At 49.5% G+C, this 18,381-nt stretch carries 16 protein-coding genes, 1 pseudogene and 1 riboswitch; of the genes and pseudogenes, 16 read left to right on the top strand and 1 reads right to left on the bottom strand.

The annotated features are described in order from the left end of the window. The 7 genes and pseudogenes from SOW26_RS08945 to SOW26_RS08975 all read left to right on the top strand — a co-directional run. Positions 1–233, top strand: a pseudogene (locus SOW26_RS08945) (branched-chain amino acid transporter AzlC); the annotation flags it as partial. Further along, entirely contained in the window at positions 230–556 is a 327-nt protein-coding gene (locus tag SOW26_RS08950) for a branched-chain amino acid transporter permease (RefSeq protein WP_320652266.1), read from the top strand. The pseudogene SOW26_RS08945 and the gene SOW26_RS08950, both read left to right, overlap by 4 nt. A gap of 124 nt (positions 557–680) precedes the next feature. Beyond that, complete coding sequence (locus SOW26_RS08955; protein ID WP_154478566.1) at positions 681–1,946, top strand: SPFH domain-containing protein; 1,266 nt, start codon at positions 681–683, stop codon at positions 1,944–1,946. 2 nt (positions 1,947–1,948) lie between these two features. Then, a complete protein-coding gene (locus tag SOW26_RS08960; protein ID WP_276958645.1) occupies positions 1,949–3,103 on the top strand; it encodes a TFIIB-type zinc ribbon-containing protein in 1,155 nt (384 codons plus the stop codon). Positions 3,104–3,115: 12 nt separating this feature from the next. Further along, entirely contained in the window at positions 3,116–3,919 is an 804-nt protein-coding gene (locus SOW26_RS08965; RefSeq protein ID WP_320652267.1) for a TPM domain-containing protein, read from the top strand. 238 nt (positions 3,920–4,157) lie between these two features. Continuing rightward, positions 4,158–5,549, top strand: a complete 1,392-nt coding sequence (locus SOW26_RS08970; RefSeq protein WP_154478572.1) for an aminopeptidase — start codon at positions 4,158–4,160, stop codon at positions 5,547–5,549. 11 nt (positions 5,550–5,560) lie between these two features. Beyond that, positions 5,561–5,905, top strand: coding sequence for a cupin domain-containing protein (locus tag SOW26_RS08975; RefSeq protein ID WP_276958647.1), 345 nt, complete (start codon positions 5,561–5,563; stop codon positions 5,903–5,905). A 229-nt stretch (positions 5,906–6,134) separates the two neighbouring features. Here SOW26_RS08975 and SOW26_RS08980 read toward each other — a convergent pair whose 3' ends face one another. Then, positions 6,135–7,223, bottom strand: coding sequence for a pyridoxal phosphate-dependent aminotransferase (locus tag SOW26_RS08980; protein ID WP_320652268.1), 1,089 nt, complete (start codon positions 7,221–7,223; stop codon positions 6,135–6,137). A 129-nt stretch (positions 7,224–7,352) separates the two neighbouring features. Between SOW26_RS08980 and SOW26_RS08985 the strand changes: the two genes are divergently transcribed. The 9 genes from SOW26_RS08985 (at position 7,353) to SOW26_RS09025 (ending at position 18,369) form a co-directional block, all read left to right on the top strand. Then, the gene (locus SOW26_RS08985; RefSeq protein ID WP_320652269.1) at positions 7,353–10,643 is read left to right on the top strand and encodes a DUF5717 family protein; all 3,291 of its coding nucleotides are present in this window, start codon (positions 7,353–7,355) and stop codon (positions 10,641–10,643) included. 10 nt (positions 10,644–10,653) lie between these two features. Next, on the top strand, positions 10,654–11,943 hold the full coding sequence (locus SOW26_RS08990; RefSeq protein WP_276958650.1) for a DUF5716 family protein: 1,290 nt from the start codon (positions 10,654–10,656) through the stop codon (positions 11,941–11,943). Then, positions 11,918–12,700, top strand: a complete 783-nt coding sequence (locus SOW26_RS08995) for a hypothetical protein (protein WP_276958651.1) — start codon at positions 11,918–11,920, stop codon at positions 12,698–12,700. The genes SOW26_RS08990 and SOW26_RS08995 overlap by 26 nt, the downstream gene beginning before the upstream one ends. Positions 12,701–12,801: 101 nt before the next feature. Further along, complete coding sequence (locus SOW26_RS09000; protein ID WP_154478582.1) at positions 12,802–13,623, top strand: amino acid ABC transporter substrate-binding protein; 822 nt, start codon at positions 12,802–12,804, stop codon at positions 13,621–13,623. 72 nt (positions 13,624–13,695) lie between these two features. Then, entirely contained in the window at positions 13,696–14,346 is a 651-nt protein-coding gene (locus SOW26_RS09005; RefSeq protein ID WP_320652270.1) for an amino acid ABC transporter permease, read from the top strand. 11 nt (positions 14,347–14,357) lie between these two features. Next, positions 14,358–15,047 (top strand): amino acid ABC transporter ATP-binding protein, encoded by a 690-nt coding sequence (locus SOW26_RS09010; protein WP_276958729.1) that lies wholly within the window; start codon positions 14,358–14,360, stop codon positions 15,045–15,047. Positions 15,048–15,296: 249 nt separating this feature from the next. After that, positions 15,297–16,004, top strand: a complete 708-nt coding sequence (purC, locus tag SOW26_RS09015; RefSeq protein WP_276958728.1) for a phosphoribosylaminoimidazolesuccinocarboxamide synthase — start codon at positions 15,297–15,299, stop codon at positions 16,002–16,004. Positions 16,005–16,015: 11 nt separating this feature from the next. Continuing rightward, on the top strand, positions 16,016–17,449 hold the full coding sequence (purB, locus tag SOW26_RS09020; protein ID WP_320652271.1) for an adenylosuccinate lyase: 1,434 nt from the start codon (positions 16,016–16,018) through the stop codon (positions 17,447–17,449). A 180-nt stretch (positions 17,450–17,629) separates the two neighbouring features. Then, positions 17,630–17,734: riboswitch (glycine riboswitch) on the top strand. A gap of 248 nt (positions 17,735–17,982) precedes the next feature. Continuing rightward, positions 17,983–18,369 carry a GrdX family protein gene (locus SOW26_RS09025; RefSeq protein ID WP_276959495.1) on the top strand — a complete coding sequence of 129 codons (387 nt, stop codon included), beginning with the start codon at positions 17,983–17,985 and terminating at the stop codon, positions 18,367–18,369. The last annotated feature ends 12 nt before the right edge of the window (positions 18,370–18,381 follow it).

Genomic DNA, 18,381 nt, shown 5'->3' on the forward strand with positions numbered 1-18,381 from the left:
AGGGGATCGAATTTGTGATGACGGCGATGTTCGTTGTTATTTTTCTGGAGCAGTGGAGAAAAGAAAAAAGCCATGAAAGCGGCGTGCTGGGGCTGGGAATCTCCCTTCTGTGTCTTTTGGTATTTGGAAGAGACCATTTTATCATTCCGTCGATGGTGGGGATCCTGGTGGTGTTAAGCGGGATGCGGATCTATACACGGCAGAGGGAAAAAGGAAGGGAGGAAGTTGTATGACGGTGGGACAGCAGATGATCCTGATCGGCCTGATCGTACTGGGAACGGTTCTGACGCGGTTTTTTCCCTTTCTGCTATTTCCCAGAGGGAAGGAAACGCCAAAGTATATCGTCTATCTGGGTAAAGTGCTTCCTATGGCGGTATTTGGCCTTCTGGTAGTGTATTCTGTAAAACAGGTACACATACTTCAAAGACCGTATGGGATTCCGGAGGCTCTTGGGATTTTGGCGGTCGTAACCCTGCATTGCTGGAAAAAACAGATGCTTTTGTCCATTGGAGGAGGAACGGTGTTTTATATGTTGCTGGTGCAGCTGGTCTTTTAGCCGGAGGAAACATCCGGGAAGGAACAGTGTAGAAAACACAGGGAAGAAATCAGATTTTACGGAGAAGATGGCGGCGCAAGCCGCAGGAGATAACGCTTGCAAAAAGCAGGAAAGGAGATAGGATATGGGATTGATCAAAGCAGGATTCGGTGCGGCAGGAGGAACCTTGGCAGATCAGTGGAAGGAGTTTTTCTATTGTGACGCTCTGGAGGGGGACGTGCTGGCGGTACGAGGAGAAAAAAGAGTCGGAGGCCGTTCCTCCAACAAAAAAGGGAACGACAACGTGATCTCTAATGGTTCAGGGATCGCAGTGGCAGACGGCCAGTGCATGATGATCGTGGAGCAGGGAAAAGTGGTGGAGGTCTGTGCAGAGCCGGGAGAATACACCTATGACACTTCCACAGAACCCAGCATTTTTACGGGAAGTCTGGGAGAAAGCATCAAGGAGGTTTTCCGGACGATAGGAAAACGGTTTACCTTTGGGGGAGATACGGGAAAGGATCAGAGAGTTTACTATTTTAATACCAAGGAGATTATGGACAATAAATTTGGGACAGCCAATCCCTTTTTGTTCCGGGTGGTGGATAAAAATGTAGGGCTGGACCGGGATGTATCGGTGCGCTGCAATGGGATCTATTCCTACCGGATCACCAATCCGCTGCTGTTTTATACCAATGTGTGCGGAAATGTAGAAAATATATATGAAAGAGAAGAGATAGACGGGCAGTTAAAGACGGAGTTTGTCAGCGCACTGCAGCCGGCTTTTGCCAAGCTGTCTCTGTTAGAACTGCGGCCCAGCCAGATTCCGGCACATTCTGCGGAACTGGAACAGGCTATGAATGAAGTGCTGACGAAAAAATGGTCGGAGCAAAGAGGGATTACGGTAGTGTCGGTAGCCATGAATCCCATCACACTGAAAGAGGAAGACCTTCAGAAGATCCAGCAGGCACAGGACAGTGCGATCCTGAGGGACCCTACCATGCTGGCAGCAACGCTGGGCGGAGCGCAGGCAGAGGCAATGAAAGCGGCGGCAGCCAATCCCAACGGAGCCATGATGGGATTTATGGGAATGAACATGGCGGGAAATGCCACAGGGACCAATGTGCAGAATCTCTTTGAAATGGGGGAACAAAGGCAGGCACAGCAGATGGGGGCAGGAACTTTTGCTTCGGGACAGCAGATGCAGACAGGACAGGTGCAGCAGTGGTTCTGCCCATCCTGCAAAACGGCCAACGAAGGAAAGTTTTGCTGTAATTGTGGCACAAAAAAGCCGGAAGGAAGCGCAGGCTACCGATGTGATAAGTGTGGATGGCAGCCACAGGCAGGACAGAATCCGCCGAAATTTTGTCCGGAATGTGGAGATCCGTTTCGCGAGGAGGATAAGATCTGAACATGACAGGTACAGTGGAATATAAATGTCCCGCGTGCGGGGGCGCCATGGAGTTTGACAGCGCTACCCAGAAGATGAAATGCCCCTTTTGTGGGACGGAACTGGAAGTAGAGAAATTTCTCAGACTGCAGGAGCAGGAGGAGACGAAGCGCGCAGAAACGTCAGGGGTATCAGAGCTGTCTGAGCCTGCGGAGGTGAAAGCGGGGGAAAGCGCCCAAAAGCCGGAGGAGCAGAAATCCTGGGAATCCGAAAAAGAGGGATGGTCCCCGGAAGAAGCGGAACAGATCTGCGTTTATATCTGTCAGTCCTGCGGAGGAGAGATCGTGGCAGAAGCGACCACAGGCGCCATGTCCTGTCCGTTTTGCGGCAACCATGTGACCGTTCGCGGGAAATTTGAACAGGATGCAAAACCGGATTACGTCATTCCCTTCAAGAAAAACAAACAGGAGGCAAAAGCGGCTTACCGGAAGCATTTGGAGAGAAAGCCTTTTTTGCCCAAGGTGTTTTCCAAAGAAAATCACATAGATGAGATCAGAGGGCTTTATGTGCCCTTTTGGATTTTTGATACACAGGCGGAGGGCGATATTTCCTACGAAGGAGAGAAGATCCGGAAGTGGAGGATCGGAGATATTGAGTATACGGAACATGAGCTGTACCAGATACAAAGGAGCGGAAGAATAGAATTCAGGCACATTCCGGCAGATGCTTCCAGAAAAATGGAAGACACCCTGATGGAATCCATTGAGCCTTACGAGTTTTCCGAGGCGGTGCCGTTTGAACTGGCGTACCTGGCAGGCTACGTGGCAGACCGTTACGACGTGGAAAGAAAAGAGTGTGAAAAGCGGGCGAAGGAAAGGGTAAAAGCCAGCGTAGAAAGAGAATTTGCGGCTACGGTGGAAGGGTATCTGGCGGTCAGCTGTACCGACAGCAGGCTGGATGTCTCCAAGGGAAGATACTGGTACACCCTGTATCCGGTCTGGATGCTGAATACCACCTGGAAGGGCAAACAATATACCTTTGCCATGAATGGACAGACGGGGAAGTTTGTAGGAGACCTTCCCATGGATAAGAAGGCGTTTTGGATGTTTGTCCTTCCCTGTGGACTGATACTGAGCGTGGTGATCTATGCCATCGTATGGCTGTTGTCCATGCTGTAGGAGGGAAAACGCATGAAAAAAAGAAGAAAGCTTCTTGCGGTGGGGATTTTGTTTCTAGCAGTGCTGGCCGGATGGGCGACCGGCGGGGAAGCGTCGGGACATCCGTCAGAAAGAATCCTGGATCAGGCAGACCTTTTGACGGACCGGGAGGAGAGCAGGCTGTCGCAGCTTCTGGACCGGTACAGTCAAAAGAATCAATGTGATATTGTGGCGGCTACGGTGGATTCCCTGGGAAACAAGACGGCGCAGGAGGCGGCGGACGATCTGTTTGATGAAAAGGGATATGGCACAGGAACGGAAAGAGACGGGATTCTCTTACTGGTCAGTATGGAGCGCCGGGACTGGGCCATCAGCACCTCCGGATTTGCTATGCAGGCGTTCTCCTTGGACGGGCAGACGTATATCATGGATCAGGTAAAGCCTCTTCTTGGGGAAGAAGAGTATTTCCAGGCATTTCAGACATATGCAAACCTGTCTGCGGAGCTTGTGGAACAGGCAAGGGAAGGGAATCCTTACGGAGAGGGAAAGAGCTCCGGAAAGCCGGTTCCTCTCTACTGGATCCCGGTGAGTATAATCCTGGGAATGGGACTGGCATGGGTATTTGGAAGAATCAGAGCCTCTGCATTAAAATCTGTCACAGGAGAGAAGCTGGCAGCCAGGTACATCGTTCCAAAGAGCTTCCATCTGACGGTCAGACAGGATCAGCTGATCCGAAAATTTGTTACCACCAGAAGAATAGAAAAAAGCGGGTCGGGAAGCGGAGCGCACACAAGCTCTTCCGGCAGAACCCATGGCGGTTCCAGCGGAAAATTTTAAGAGGAAAGCTGTACGCATACAAAAAGAAGGAGGCATCAGGCGTCCTTCTTTTTGTATAAGAATCCATGGGGAATTTCCCTGAAAAATCCGAAAGGCTCCGTTGCCGAAAGAAGGGCAAAAGCCTGTAGAAAAAGAAGGAAACAGAGGGAAACCGGGAGCTGACTTATATTGAACCGGGAAAAAAATTGTGCTATATTGGAGACAGCAAAACTATATCAATTTGACGGAGGACAACAAAATGGAACGTAAAAATGTCTGGAAAGAGTATACCAAAGAGCAGCTGGACCAAGTGGAAGCTATGGCAGTGCGCTACAAGACCTGTCTGGATCTGGGGAAGACAGAAAGGGAATGTGTAAAAATCTCCATAGACATGGCGAAAGAGAGAGGATATGTAGACCTGAACGAATGTATTGCGCAGGGAAAGACTCTGAAAGCCGGAGATAAGGTGTATGCATCCTGGATGGGTAAGGCGGTAGCCTTCTTCCATATCGGAGAAAGACCGTTGGAAGAGGGGATGAACATCCTGGGAGCCCACATTGATTCTCCCAGGATCGACCTGAAGCAGAATCCGCTGTACGAAGATTCGGAGCTGGCTTTTCTGGACACACACTATTATGGAGGTATCAAAAAATACCACTGGGTAGCCATGCCGCTGGCACTTCACGGAGTAGTGGCAAAGAAGGACGGGACGGTTCAGGAAGTGGTGATCGGAGAAAGGGAGGAAGATCCGGTTCTGGTCATTACAGACCTGCTGATCCATCTGTCACAGGAGCAGATGGAGAAGAAGGCAAGTGTCGTGATCGAGGGAGAAAACCTGGATGTGCTGGTAGGAAGCAGACCTTTGACGGGAGAGGAAAAGAAAGAGGGAGAAGAGGTAAAAGAAGCGATCCTCAAATTCCTGAAGGACACCTATGACATAGAAGAAGAGGACTTTCTGTCTGCAGAGCTGGAACTGGTTCCGGCAGGAAAGGCAAGAGACTGCGGACTGGATCGGAGCATGGTCATGGGATATGGGCAGGATGACAGGGTATGTGCCTTCACCTCCCTGTTTGCCATGCTGGAAGCAGACGCTCTGAAGCGGACGGGCTGCTGTCTTCTGGTAGACAAGGAAGAAATCGGAAGTATGGGAGCAAGCGGGATGCAGTCCAGATTTTTCGAGGATATGGTGGAGGAAGTGGCTCTGTTGACAGGAAACGGCAATACGGTTGCGGCGAGAAGAACTCTGCGGAATTCTTTCATGCTGTCTTCAGACGTAAGCGCCGCCTTTGATCCTTTGTATGCCAGTGCTTTTGAAAAGAAGAATACGGCGTTCTTTGGGAAAGGAATGGTGCTGAACAAATACACAGGTGTTCGAGGCAAGGCAGGAAGCAGTGATGCCAATGCAGAATACATTGCAAAGATCCGCAAAGTGTTTGCGGACAGGCAGATCGCTTTCCAGACGGCAGAGCTGGGAAGAGTCGATCTGGGCGGCGGCGGTACCATTGCCTATATCATGGCGAATTACGGAATGAACGTGATTGACAGCGGAGTGGCTGTTCTGGCCATGCATGCACCCTATGAGATCAGCAGCAAGGCAGATATTTACGAGACCTGTCGGGGATATAAGGCCTTTTTGGAAGAGATGGAATAGGGGGAAGCGTGATGACGAAAGCAGGAGAAAGAGAAGTAGTGCGGGCAGAGCATGTCAACGGAGGAGCCGGATACATCCTAAAGGAAGCTCTCCTGAATCAGGAGGAGATGGGAGCGCACTGCCGGATGTTCAGCAAGGTTGTCATCCCGCCGGGAGGCGAGCTTGGATGTCATGAGCATGTGGGAGAGACGGAAACCTACTATATTTTGTCCGGACAGGGTATTTACACCGACAACGGAACGGAGCTGACGGCAGAAGCGGGAGATGTTTTCTTCTGTAAGGATGGAGACAGCCACGGTCTGAGAAATACGGGAACAGAGGACATTGCCTTTGTGGCAGTGATCCTGAAAAAGTAGCGTAGAAGCAAAGACAGAATACAAAGACAGGATACAGATACAAAGAGGATCCACAAACAGCCAAAGAGACAGCTGACGGGATCCTCTTTTGGTGTCACAGACAAAAAGAAACCACCTGCATAGTCGGTGCCCCTGATTTCGACAGAAACGAGCCAGAGCGCAGGCTTGCCCAAGACCCCGGCGACTGCAGGGGGACCGGAATGCCTGTGCAGTTCGGTGATCAGGCATATTAGGCAAACAGTCTTTGAAAAAATTCCAGCAGCCGCTGATCTTCCTGTGGCAGGCGGTAGCAGAAGCGGACATATTCTCCCTTTAGCCCTGCAAAAGAAGAGCAGTCCCGGATCAGAAATCCTTCCCGGATGGCGGCCTCAAAGACCTGTGGGGAAGTCGGGCCGCGCAGGATCTGCACCAGCTGGAAGTTGGCAAAGGAAGGATATAGTTTCAGAGCGGGAATGGCAGACAGCGCTTTCTGGCAGCGAAGGCGTTCCTGCCGGATCAGTTCCTTCGTCTGTTGGATGTAGTCGGTATCCTGAAACAGCCGTTCTCCGGCAAAGGCTGCGATGCTGTTCAGGCTCCAGGGATTCTGCAGCTTCTGCAGATGGGCCAGGAAGTGCCGACTGCCGGTGACGCCGTAGCCCAGACGCAGGCCGGGTGCGGCGAAAAACTTGGAAACACCCCGGATGACCATCAGGTTGTCATAGCGCTTTGTCAGAGAAACAGAGGAAATGTTGTCCGCAGGGGCAAACTCCACATAGGTTTCATCGATCATCACATAGATGTTTCTGGCTTTGCAGAAGCGTATGATCTCTTCCATCTCGTCCAGGCAGATGGCGGAGGAGGTGGGATTGTTGGGGTTACAAAGGATCAGAAGGGAGATGGTTTCATCCAGCGCCTGAAGAAAATGAGGAAGATTCAGGCGAAAATCATCCTCTCTGCGAAGGAAATAAGAAACCTTGCCGCAGCCGTTCAGGGAAAGCTCCCGTTCGTATTCCGAATAGGACGGAGAAAGGAGCAATGCCTTTTTCCGGGCGTACAGTCGGATAAACAAAGAGATCAGCTCTGTAGATCCGTTGCCGATGGCGACGGAAGAGGGGGAAACATCCAGATACTGCCCGATGGCCTCTTTCAGAACCGTATAATTCCGGTCCGGGTATCTGGTGACAACATCCAGATGAGCTGCCAGCTCCTGACGGACGGCAGGGGAAAACCCCAGAGGATTTACGTTGTCGGCAAAGGGAAGGATGGACTCGGGAGAGATCCGGTAAAAAGCGGATATTTCTTCCAGATCACTTCCGTGAAAGGTGGCTGTTTTTGTCATATATAGGGTCCTCCTGTCATTGTGTTCAAGATTTTGTGTCTATTCCATTGCTATTTTCCTTAGAGTGATGATATAATTTATTATAATTATGCGTGTAGAAAAAAGCAATGGAAGAAGCAGGTGTGAAAGTTGAAGAATAAGATTCAAAAATTTTCAAAAGGGGATTTTCAGGAATCCAGGACACAGGTGGTGCTGGATGAGACCAATCTGGTTTTGATCATCGGAGAGGGAGAAGTCTATCGGGGGAGTTTTACGATCCGGACCAATGGAAAGGGAACGGTAAGAGGGCTGGTCTATCCCTCTTCTTTTCGCGTCAGTTTCAAGGACCAGGGATTTGAAGGCAATCCGGCCAGGGTCGAGTTTACCTACGACGGAAGAGGACTGCGCCCCGGACATGTGGAGGAAGGAAAGTTTACGGTGGTCTGCAATGGAGGAGAGCTGGACCTGGCCTTTACGGCGATCATCGAAAAGCCTTATGTGATGACCTCCTACGGAAAAGTCCAGAGTACGGATGATTTTCGGAAACTTGCCATTAAGGATTTTTCGGAAGCGGTGCGGCTTTTCCGCTCCAGAGAATTTTATGAGATCTTAAAATACGAAAACGAACGGATTTTTCACCTGTATGACAATATGAGAAAATGGTCCCTGGGAGAACAGGCGATGGAGGAGTTTCTGGTGGGGATCAAGCAGAAGGAGTGTATCTTCCTGACCATGCAGGGAGACGGGATGCTGTTTGAAGACATCCAGGAGCCTACCAAGGGGACACTGACTCTGATGAAGAATACCTGGGGATTCATGCCGGTCAGGATCGAGACGGAAGGGGAGTTTCTACGGGTTTCCCGCACGCAGTTAAGTACCGATGATTTTGTAGGAAATGTGTACGAGGTAGAATATGTGGTGCGTCCGGAAAAGCTGCACGGAGGCCGGAACTTTGGCATGCTGAAGTTTGTCACGCCCTACGAGGAGCTGACCTACCAGGTGGAAGTGCTTCAGAATCAGGAATATCATGACGATCATGGGATCGCGGAGCTTTTGAAGGCGCAGATCCTGAAAGAATATATCGGATATGTTGCAGGAAGAAATGAACTGGGACGATGGGTGGACAGCGCCACGGAAAAGATGACGGCGCTGCGAAAGATAGACCCTCTGAATGAAATGTACCAGCTGATGCAGGCGCATGTGTACCTGTTCGGCAACAAGGTGGAGGAAGCAAAGTGGATCCTTGAGAATTATAACTACAACCGTTTTGCCATCGGAAAGGATCCGGTCACCAATTGCTACTATCTGTTTTTGACGGCGATGGTCAGGGGAAAGGGCAATCATGTGGAGCGGGTGCTGGACGAGATCGGGAAGACCTACATGAAGCACCAGGATTCCTGGTTTTTGCTGTTTATGATCATGAAGCTGGATCCCCGCTACAAAAACCCGTACAAACGGATCGAAGTGCTGGAACAGCAGTTTCAGTATGGGATCAACGAAGCGCTGTTTCTTCTGGAATCCTACCTGTGCTACCAGGAGAAGCCGATCCTGCTGAAAAAGCTGGGACGCTTTGAGATCCAGGTGCTGAATTTTGCGTCCAAATACCGGCTGATGACAAGGGAGCTGGCGCTGTATGTGGCCAATTTTGCCAGCCAGCAGAAGCAGTACAGTGACGAGATGTTCCGGATCCTGGAGCGTATCTACAAAATGTACAGTGAGCCGATGATCTTAAACACCATCAGCACCTTCCTGATGAAGGGAGATAAAAAAGAGCAGAGGTATTTTGGTTGGTATCAGAAAGCGGTGGAGGCGAAGCTGAAGATCGCAAGGCTGTATGAATATTACATGATGACGATCCGGGAAGATGTGGTAAGAGGGCCTCTTCCCAAGGAGATCCTCCTTTACTTTATGCACGGGAATTCTCTGGACTACAGAAAGGCGGCTCTTTTATATACCAACCTGGTGACCTACGAGGAACAGGCGGGAGATTTGTACCTGGCTTACCGGGAGCAGATGGTGGCCTTTACTTGGGAGCAGCTGGAGAAGCGTCATATCACAGAATCCCTTCGGGTTTTGTACAAGCGCTTTTGCAGGGAGGAAGAGATGACGCCGGAGAGGATGGAGGCGATGCGGGATATCTGCTATTCCTACGAGATCACCACCAGGGTACCCAATATGAAGTGCGTGCTGGTGATCGAAAAGGACGGAAGCATCCGACAGCGGATCCCCTATACGGAAGAGGGAACCATTGTCCGCTTGTACGACAAGGAGTCCAGAGTGGTGTGGGAGTCGGTGGAAGGCCGCTATTACACAGACTCGGTGGCCTATGAGACGAAACGCCTCTTTTATGAACCGAGGTTTCTGGAAATGTGCCGCAACTATGAGGGCGGCACAGGGGCGTGGAAACAGGAGCAGAAAAAAGAAGAGCCTACGTTTGAGAACATTCATCAGAAAGGACTGGATGCCTTCGATGAAAAGGATGTATTTATCCTCTGCAGCAAACGGATCCGGGAAGACAACTACGAAGAAGATGACTTCCTGAGCCATCTTTGTTTTGAACTGTTTAAGCGGGGACAGTACGATAAAGTCACCCTCACCTACCTGGCAAGTTACTACTGCGGAGCGACTTCGGACATGAAGCGTCTGTGGAAGGCTCTGAAGGAGTACGAAGTGCCTGCGCATAAGGTGGGAGAACGGATCATTACCCAGATGGTCTTTTCGGAAAACCTGTTCGGGGAAGAAAAGATCTTTGAGGATTATTATCTGACGGATATGGTATATTTCCGATTAAAGCAGGCGTACCTGGCCTATGTTGCCAGAGAATACATTTTGTATGAAAGAGAACTGGAAGAAAGCGTGTTCCAGATCATTGGAAATGAGTGTGAGAAAAAGGAAGATCTGCCGGATGTATGCAAAATTGCCCTTCTGAAGTTTTACGCCGGAAAAACCTGTTCCTCCGACATGGAGGCGGTGCTGCACCAGGCGCTGCGGGAGATGTGTGAAAAGCAGATCGTATTCCCCTTCTACTTTCAGTATCGGGAAGAGTGGCTGCGGGAGGTGCTGCTGTACGACAAGGTGCTGCTGTCCTACCGGGGCAGACCGGGCAGCAGCGTGGTGCTGTATCACAAGAGCAAGGAGGCCGGGAAGGAAGAGCTGGGCTATCGGTCAGAAGCCATGATCTCTGCCTACGAAAACATCTATGTAAAACGGTTTGTGCTGTTCCAGGACGAAGCGGTGCATTACTACATACAGGAAACGGACGGAGATCAGATCCTCACCACGGATAAGCATGTTCTGACGGGAGAGGCCAACCGTACCGTTTCCGGAAAATACGGAAGACTGAACCAGATGACAGAAATGGAAGGCGGAAATCTGCTGAGAGCCATGCAGACATATGCGGAAGAGGAAGAGATGGCAAAGAAGCTGTTCCACAAATACTAAAAAGGAGGATATGCCGGTGAGAAAGGGCGGTATTCTTGGCTATGACTTAAACGATAAGTATTGCCAGATCAGCTATTATGACGAATCAAAGGAAGAACCACAGACACTGGAATCCTCCGGAGAAAACTACCAGATCCCCATGATGATCGGATATGTGCGGGAGCACTGGGTCTATGGCAGGGAAGCGAAAAAGTACAGCGTTATCAATGAAGGTCATATTGTATCGGGAATTTTTGAGAAGGCGGTCAAGCGGGAAAAGGTTATGATCGGCGGAAAGAGTTTTGACGGAGTGTGGCTGTTGGCCAGATTCATCCGACTGAGCCTGCAGGAATTTGACTCCATCGATTTCATCACATTTTCTGTTCCCTATACGGATATCGACATGTCCAAAATGCTAAAAGGCATCGGGCAGCATATTGGCGTGGAGAAGGATCGGATCTTTATAGAAGACTATAAGGAAAGCTATTGCAACTATATGTTTTATCAGCCAAAGGAGCTGTGGCAGTACGAATCGGCTCTGTTTTACTGCGATGCAAGAGAGATCCGCGCCTACATGCTGAGAAAGCTGAACGCCATCAGCGGAAGAGGAAACGACAGATTCGTGACGGTGGATGAGGTGGCAAACGCCAGGATCCAGGAGTTGTCGGCTATCTATCCGGTTTTAAATGTGGACCGGGCAAAGGATGCAGACGAAAAGTTTAAAGGGTTTATCGAAAATATTTTTGAGAAAAAGGTGGTTTCTTCCGTGTATCTTACGGGGGAAGGATTTGAAAACAGCTGGTATCCCAATTCTTTGAAGATTCTTTGCAACGGAAGGCGGGCATTTATCGGGAATAACCTGTACAGCAAGGGCGCCTGCTATCACTCCATGAAGAAACTGAGAGGATATGAGGAGGGGCCGATCTATCTGGATGAATCCAAGATGGCGGAGCAGATCTGTCTCCGGATGCGGGTGAGAGGACAGGAAAGATGGTATCCCATCGTAGCATGGGGAACCCACTGGTACGAAGCAGACGGCGAATGGGAAGTTCTTTTGGAGGATGCTTCGGACATTGAGATCCGTGTGGAGACGCTGGCAGGCAGCGAGGTGCAGATGGAGCGGGTATCCCTGTCGGGACTGCCTTCCAGAAGGGACTACTCTTTGAGGCTTCGGATCGAAGTGATGTTTTTGGATGAGAGGACCTGCAAGATCATCTTCCGGGATGCGGGGTTTGGAGAATTCTTCCCCGCCACGGATTTTTATGCAGAGAAGCTGTTGAATTTAGGAGGGACCAATGGGCAGTTTAATTCTATGTCATAGGCAAAAAGCAAAGCAACCATATGAGATTGCCAGGGTCCATGTACGGGTCTATACCATAGAGGAGCTTTGCTATTACATCTGCAACAACCTGTATCTCATTGATTATACCCTGATGAATCGAAGGCTTTGCAGATGGTTTGAAACAGAACTGGGACTTTTGGAGCTGGCAAACAAGCTGCGGGAAGCGCTGGATGAAAACTGTTCGCTGGAACAGTTTGTGATGATGATCCTGAAAGAGTCCTGCATTTATCTTCCGGCTGATCTGAACCGGATCCAGGGGATCCTGGAGCACCTGCAGTCCCAGAAGGAAGTGGAAAGAGCCAAGCACAAGGCGGACAGCCTTTGGGAAGGCGGAGAATACGAGGCTTCGATCCTGGTGTATCAGACCATTGTGGACGGCGAATGGGATGACTCTCTGGATAAGAGCTTTTACGGAAAAGTGTACGCCTGCCTGGGGGCGGCTTACGGCAGGCTGTTTTTGTACAAAGAAGCCATTCGTATGTATGAAGAGGCCTGCAGGCTGTGTGAAGAACCGGAATTTTTAAAAGCATACCTGTATTGCTGTAAAAGAGGGCGGTCCGAGGCGGAGTATGTCAAGATGCTTTCGGGCAATCCGGCATTTTTAAGCCTGGACTCTGTCCTGAAAGAGGAATTAAAGCAGATTTCAGTGGAAAGTGAACCGGTCTGCACACAGGAGCAGTTGACACTCTGGAAAAAAGACTACAAAAAGGTTGACAATCATTCCGAAGCGTGTTAGTATGACAAAGTAATTTAGCAAGGTAAAGTAGTCAATTGTTAGCAAGGTAGCATAATGACGAAACAAAAGCATACCGACAGAACAGATTTGGAGGAATGGTTATGAAGAGGAAACTGGCAGTTGTATTGGCACTGACGATGGCGGCAGCAGTGGTATTGGCAGGCTGCGGCAGCAATAAGAAAGAAACAAAGAAGGAAAGCAAGGCAGAATTTGCAGCCAAGGAAAAAGGGGATACCTTTACAGTAGGGTTCGATCAGGATTTCCCGCCCATGGGCTTTGTGGGGGATGATGGGGAATATACAGGATTTGACCTGGAGGTGGCAAAGGCTGTGTGTGAAAAACTGGGCCTGAAATTTGTACCCAAGCCCATTGCCTGGGACGCAAAGGATGCAGAGCTGAAATCCGGCGGGATCGACTGCGTATGGAACGGATTTACCATCAATGGAAGAGAAGACGATTATACCTGGAGCAAGCCGTATCTGAATAACAAGCAGGTGTTTGTGGTCAGGAAGGATTCCGGGATCAAGACGGAGAAGGATCTGGCAGGGAAGGTGGTAGACGTGCAGACGGACTCTTCTGCCCAGGTAGCGTTGGAAGACAACAAAGAACTGACAGACACCTTTGGAAATCTGCAGGTGGTCGCGGATTATAATACCGGCTTTATGGATCTGGAATCCGGTGCGGTGGATGCAGTTGCCATGGATATCGTGGTGGCAGCGTACCAGATTGAAAAAAGAGAAGCGGAGTTTGAAATTCTGGATTACGAGATCGCGTCCGAGGAGTACGGAGTGGGATTTGCAAAAGGAAATGAGGCCCTGCGTGACCAGATCCAGAAGGCGCTGGAAGAACTGGCCGATGAGGGGACACTGGCACAGATCTCCGAAAAGTGGTTCCAGAAAGATATTACAACGATCAATCAATAAGCTTAGGGGAAGCGAAACAGGTGAGCTGTCCGAAAGATGGCTCGCCTTTCGTTTCGTAGGAAGGAGTAAGTTATGTCCGTTTCAGTCATGATCCATAAATTGATGGAGGGCATGCTGGTGTCGCTGGCGATCTTTGCCGTTACACTGGTGTTTTCTTTGCCGCTGGGACTTTTGGTGTCCTTTGGAAGGATGTCCAGAAATCCGGTAGTCCGGGGCGTGTTCAAAATTTATATTTCCATTATGCGGGGAACGCCCCTGATGCTCCAGCTGATGGTCATTTATTTTGGACCCTACTATCTGCTGGGGATCCAAAACAGCTACACCTGGAAAAACATGGCGGTGGCAGTGGGATTTGTGTTGAACTATGCAGCATATTTTGCGGAAATCTACCGGGGCGGGATCGAATCGATGCCAAAAGGACAGTATGAGGCGGCAAAGATCCTGGGCTATAACAGAAGCCAGACGTTTCTTCGGATCATTCTTCCCCAGGTAATGAAAAGGATCCTTCCTTCCATCACAAACGAAACGATCACGCTGGTCAAGGACACCTCTTTGGCCTTTACCATCGGCATCATGGAGATGTTCACCATTGCCAAGGCGCTGGCAGCGTCCCAGACCACCATGCTTCCGTATCTGTTTGCAGGGATCTTCTATTATGTGTTTAATTTTGTAGTAGCATTCCTGATGGAAACCATCGAAAAGAAAATGAACTATTACAGTTAGGGGGAAATCAGATGAACTTATTGGAAATGCGTCATATCAGAAAAAGTTTTGACGGTGTGGAAGTGTTAAAAGATATCTCCCTGACGGTGAAAGAAGGAGAGGTACTGGGGATCATAGGACCCTCCGGTTCCGGGAAATCCACGCTGCTTCGCTGCGCGACAAAGCTGGAGACTTACGACGCCGGAGAAGTGACATACGGAGGAAGCGTGGGCCTGGTCTTCCAGAATTTTAATCTTTTCCCACATTTTTCAGTGCTGAAGAATATCATGGATGCACCTATACGGGTACAGAAGAGAAACCGGGCGGAGGTAAAACAGGAGGCGGAGGAGCTTCTGGAAAAAATGGGGCTGAAAGACAAGGCGAACGCCTATCCCTGCCAGCTGTCAGGGGGACAGCAGCAGAGGGTATCTATCGCGCGGGCTTTGGCCATGAAGCCGGACATCCTGTTTTTTGACGAGCCGACTTCTGCTTTGGATCCGGAGCTGACAGGCGAGATCCTGAAGGTGATCCGGCAGCTGGCGCAGGAGAAGATGACCATGGTGATCGTGACGCATGAGATGGATTTTGCAAAACATGTTTCGGATCACATTATTTTCATGGAAGAAGGCTATATTGCCCTGGAAGGAAGCCCGGAGGAGGTTTTTGAGTCTTCTAATGCCAGGATCCAGGAGTTTTTGGGGAAGTTTTCCAAGAACCGGTAGAGGACAGGAAACTTTTCGCGGAGAAGCAGGAGCAGAAAGGCGTGCCGCAAAAGCGGCTGCCGATTCAAATACATGGGACAAAACTAATAAGTGATGAAAATAAATTAGGTATACTAATAAATAATCACAATAGAAATAATAATCAAATACAAGACACAGGCAGGGGGAAATATTGCTTTTCCCCCTGCCTTGTATTATACTGAGAAGGCACACAAAGGGCAATGAATTCAGAAAAGGATGGGTGTTATTATGCAAAAATTAGAGCAATTGTACGAGGGAAAAGCAAAGAAAGTGTTTCGGACGGACGATCCGGATGTGGTGATCGTAGACTATAAGGATGACGCTACTGCTTTTAACGGAGAGAAAAAAGGAACAATTGTGGGGAAGGGTGTAATCAACAACCGTATGACCAATTATATTTTTCAGAAATTAGAGGAAGAGGGCGTGCCGACACACTATGTGCAGGAGCTGAGCGACCGGGAGACGGCAGTAAAGAAAGTGGAGATCGTACCTCTGGAGGTGATCGTGCGTAATGTGGCGGCAGGAAGCTTTTCCAAAAGACTCGGGATCGAAGAGGGAACGGCCCTTCTTGCCCCGACGCTGGAATTCAGCTACAAGGACGATGATCTGGGCGATCCTCTGATCAACGATTATATGGCGATCGCCATCGGAGCTTCCACCAGGGAAGAAATTGAAAAGATCACAGAATATACCTTTAAGGTCAACGAGGTCCTGAAAGCGTTTTTCAAAGAAGCAGGGATCGAACTGATCGACTTTAAGATTGAGTTTGGGCGCTACCACGGAGAAGTGATCCTGGCAGATGAGATCTCTCCGGATACCTGCCGCCTGTGGGACAGCAAGACCAGAGAAAAGCTGGATAAAGACAGATTCCGCAGGGATATGGGGAATGTGGAGGACGCTTATCAGGAAGTATTCAGAAGGATCGGAATTCAGTAAGGAGCAGAAGAATGAGTCAGGACAGATACAAAAGCCCTCTTTCCGAGAGGTACTCCAGCAAGGAGATGCAATATATATTTTCGCCTCATAAGAAATTTACCACCTGGAGAAAATTATGGGTGGCCCTGGCGGAGACAGAAATGGAACTGGGACTTCCCATTACACAAGAGCAGATTGACGAACTGAAGGCAAATGTAGAAAACATCAACTACGACGTGGCCCGGGAAAGAGAAAAGCTGGTGCGCCACGATGTGATGTCTCATGTATATGCCTACGGGGAACAGTGCCCGAAAGCCAGAGGGATCATCCATCTGGGGGCCACCTCCTGCTATGTGGGGGACAATACGGATATTCTGATCATGGCAGAAGCATTGGAACTGATCCGGAAAAAGCTTCTGAATGTGATCGACAGGCTGGCAGGATTTGCGGATCGGTACAAGGATCTTCCTACCCTGGCATTTACCCACTTTCAGCCGGCACAGCCTACTACCGTGGGAAAAAGAGCTGCACTGTGGATCCAGGAATTTATGATGGATCTGGAGGATCTGGACTATGTGCGCGGCAGCCTGAAGCTTTTGGGATCCAAGGGAACAACGGGAACACAGGCAAGCTTCCAGGAACTGTTTGAGGGCGAGGAGGAAAAAATCTCCCAGATAGACAAAAAAATCGCGGAAAAAATGGGAATGCCGGACTGTTATCCGGTTTCCGGACAGACCTATTCCAGAAAGGTCGATACCAGGGTACTGAATGTCCTGGCGGGGATTGCTGCCAGCGCCACCAAGATGTCCAATGATATCCGTCTGCTGCAGCATCTGAAAGAGGTGGAGGAGCCTTTTGAAAAAAATCAGATCGGTTCATCCGCCATGGCTTACAAGAGAAATCCCATGCGGAGCGAGCGGATCGCGTCTCTCTCCCGGTATGTGATGGTAGATGCACTGAATCCGGCGATTACCTCCGCTACACAGTGGTTTGAACGGACGCTGGACGATTCTGCCAATAAGCGGTTGAGTGTGGCGGAAGGCTTTCTTGCCACAGACGGGATTCTGGATCTGTGCATGAACGTAGCGGACGGACTGGTGGTCTATCCCAAGGTGATAGAGAAACGTCTCCGCTCGGAGCTGCCTTTCATGGCTACGGAAAACATCCTGATGGACGCAGTGAAGGCAGGAGGAGACAGACAGGAGCTTCATGAGAAGATCCGGGAAATGTCTATGGAGGCAGGCCGTAACGTAAAGGAAAACGGGCAGGAGAACAATCTGCTGGAGCTGATCGCAAAGGATTCTTCCTTTGATCTGTCAGAAGCAGACCTGGAGAGGGTGATGGATCCCTCCAGATATGTAGGGCGCTCCGGCCGCCAGGTAGAGGCATATCTGGCGGATCATGTAAGACCGGTACTGGCTGCAAACCAGGGAGAACTGGGCATGATGTCTGACATAACGGTATAGCTGAAAAATGAAGTCAATCCAGAAAGTTTCACAAAAAAACTGACAGGAAACTGTGCAAAAAAGACAAATTAAAGCGATTGGTTTTTGGGGCTTGAAAAATAAATAACAATGGATTATTATTGACGTATGCAATAGTTATTTATAAATAAAACCTATAATACATATAAAAATGGAGCGGGTTGAGATTTTTCTGGAGAGAACTTTTAAAGTCGCCGAAGAGGCAAGCTTGTAAACGGATCGTATTTACAAAGTGAAACTTTCAGGCAAAAGGACAGAGAAATGGACTGCATTCTGGATATTGTACTGTGCGACTGAAGATAGTGAAGGCAGGACAAAAGACAGGAAGGGCGAGATACACAAGGTGTATGTTCGTCCTTTTTCTTATTCTGTGGGAACATTGTCTCCTGTGCAATCAAAATTCCCTGACAGGAGGGCACCGCGGGAGAAGCGCCTTATGACAGAGAGACTTCCGACAATGGATTCCCGGGAGAAGAGGCTTGATTTATAGAAAATTTCAATAAGGAAACGAAAAAATGGCAAAAGAAGATTATATCATAGTTACCAACAATCCTATGGTGTATCAGAAGTACGACGGACAGAGGAAGATGATCTATGCAGAAACTTCCTATGAAGGACTTTTGCAACAGGTCCGGGATAAGGTACACGAGGGACATCATTTGCTGTCCCACCCCCTTTCCGGAAGCGTCAAGCCCAATGAGACGCCTTATAAGTCTGTGATGATCTCAGCAAGGCCGGGCAGTCTTTCACGGGAATCCCTGCGGATGATCGAGTCGGCGATAGAGGCCTGTAAGAAGTTCGCATTTCGGACGGAGACTTATGATGAAGCAGTCCACAGAGATTTTCAGTGGGTAGACCTCAACCTGATCGAAAGCGGGATGGAATCCGCCGATCTTATGTAACAGGAACCAATC

It is taken from the genome of Suipraeoptans intestinalis (genome assembly GCF_034091795.1).
GTDB classification, from domain to species: domain Bacteria; phylum Bacillota; class Clostridia; order Lachnospirales; family Lachnospiraceae; genus Suipraeoptans; species Suipraeoptans intestinalis.

What these genes read in the sequence shown, in the direction of transcription:
- SOW26_RS08990 (WP_276958650.1), top strand. Translation starts at nt 10,654, where the DNA reads ATGCCGGTGAGAAAGGGCGGTATTCTTGGCTATGACTTAAACGATAAG.
- SOW26_RS09000 (WP_154478582.1), top strand. Translation starts at nt 12,802, where the DNA reads ATGAAGAGGAAACTGGCAGTTGTATTGGCACTGACGATGGCGGCAGCA.
- SOW26_RS08970 (WP_154478572.1), top strand. Translation starts at nt 4,158, where the DNA reads ATGGAACGTAAAAATGTCTGGAAAGAGTATACCAAAGAGCAGCTGGAC.
- SOW26_RS09005 (WP_320652270.1), top strand. Translation starts at nt 13,696, where the DNA reads ATGTCCGTTTCAGTCATGATCCATAAATTGATGGAGGGCATGCTGGTG.
- SOW26_RS08980 (WP_320652268.1), bottom strand. Translation starts at nt 7,223, where the DNA reads ATGACAAAAACAGCCACCTTTCACGGAAGTGATCTGGAAGAAATATCC.
- SOW26_RS08950 (WP_320652266.1), top strand. Translation starts at nt 230, where the DNA reads ATGACGGTGGGACAGCAGATGATCCTGATCGGCCTGATCGTACTGGGA.
- purC (WP_276958728.1), top strand. Translation starts at nt 15,297, where the DNA reads ATGCAAAAATTAGAGCAATTGTACGAGGGAAAAGCAAAGAAAGTGTTT.
- SOW26_RS08960 (WP_276958645.1), top strand. Translation starts at nt 1,949, where the DNA reads ATGACAGGTACAGTGGAATATAAATGTCCCGCGTGCGGGGGCGCCATG.
- purB (WP_320652271.1), top strand. Translation starts at nt 16,016, where the DNA reads ATGAGTCAGGACAGATACAAAAGCCCTCTTTCCGAGAGGTACTCCAGC.
- SOW26_RS09025 (WP_276959495.1), top strand. Translation starts at nt 17,983, where the DNA reads ATGGCAAAAGAAGATTATATCATAGTTACCAACAATCCTATGGTGTAT.
- SOW26_RS09010 (WP_276958729.1), top strand. Translation starts at nt 14,358, where the DNA reads ATGAACTTATTGGAAATGCGTCATATCAGAAAAAGTTTTGACGGTGTG.
- SOW26_RS08995 (WP_276958651.1), top strand. Translation starts at nt 11,918, where the DNA reads ATGGGCAGTTTAATTCTATGTCATAGGCAAAAAGCAAAGCAACCATAT.
- SOW26_RS08955 (WP_154478566.1), top strand. Translation starts at nt 681, where the DNA reads ATGGGATTGATCAAAGCAGGATTCGGTGCGGCAGGAGGAACCTTGGCA.
- SOW26_RS08965 (WP_320652267.1), top strand. Translation starts at nt 3,116, where the DNA reads ATGAAAAAAAGAAGAAAGCTTCTTGCGGTGGGGATTTTGTTTCTAGCA.
- SOW26_RS08975 (WP_276958647.1), top strand. Translation starts at nt 5,561, where the DNA reads ATGACGAAAGCAGGAGAAAGAGAAGTAGTGCGGGCAGAGCATGTCAAC.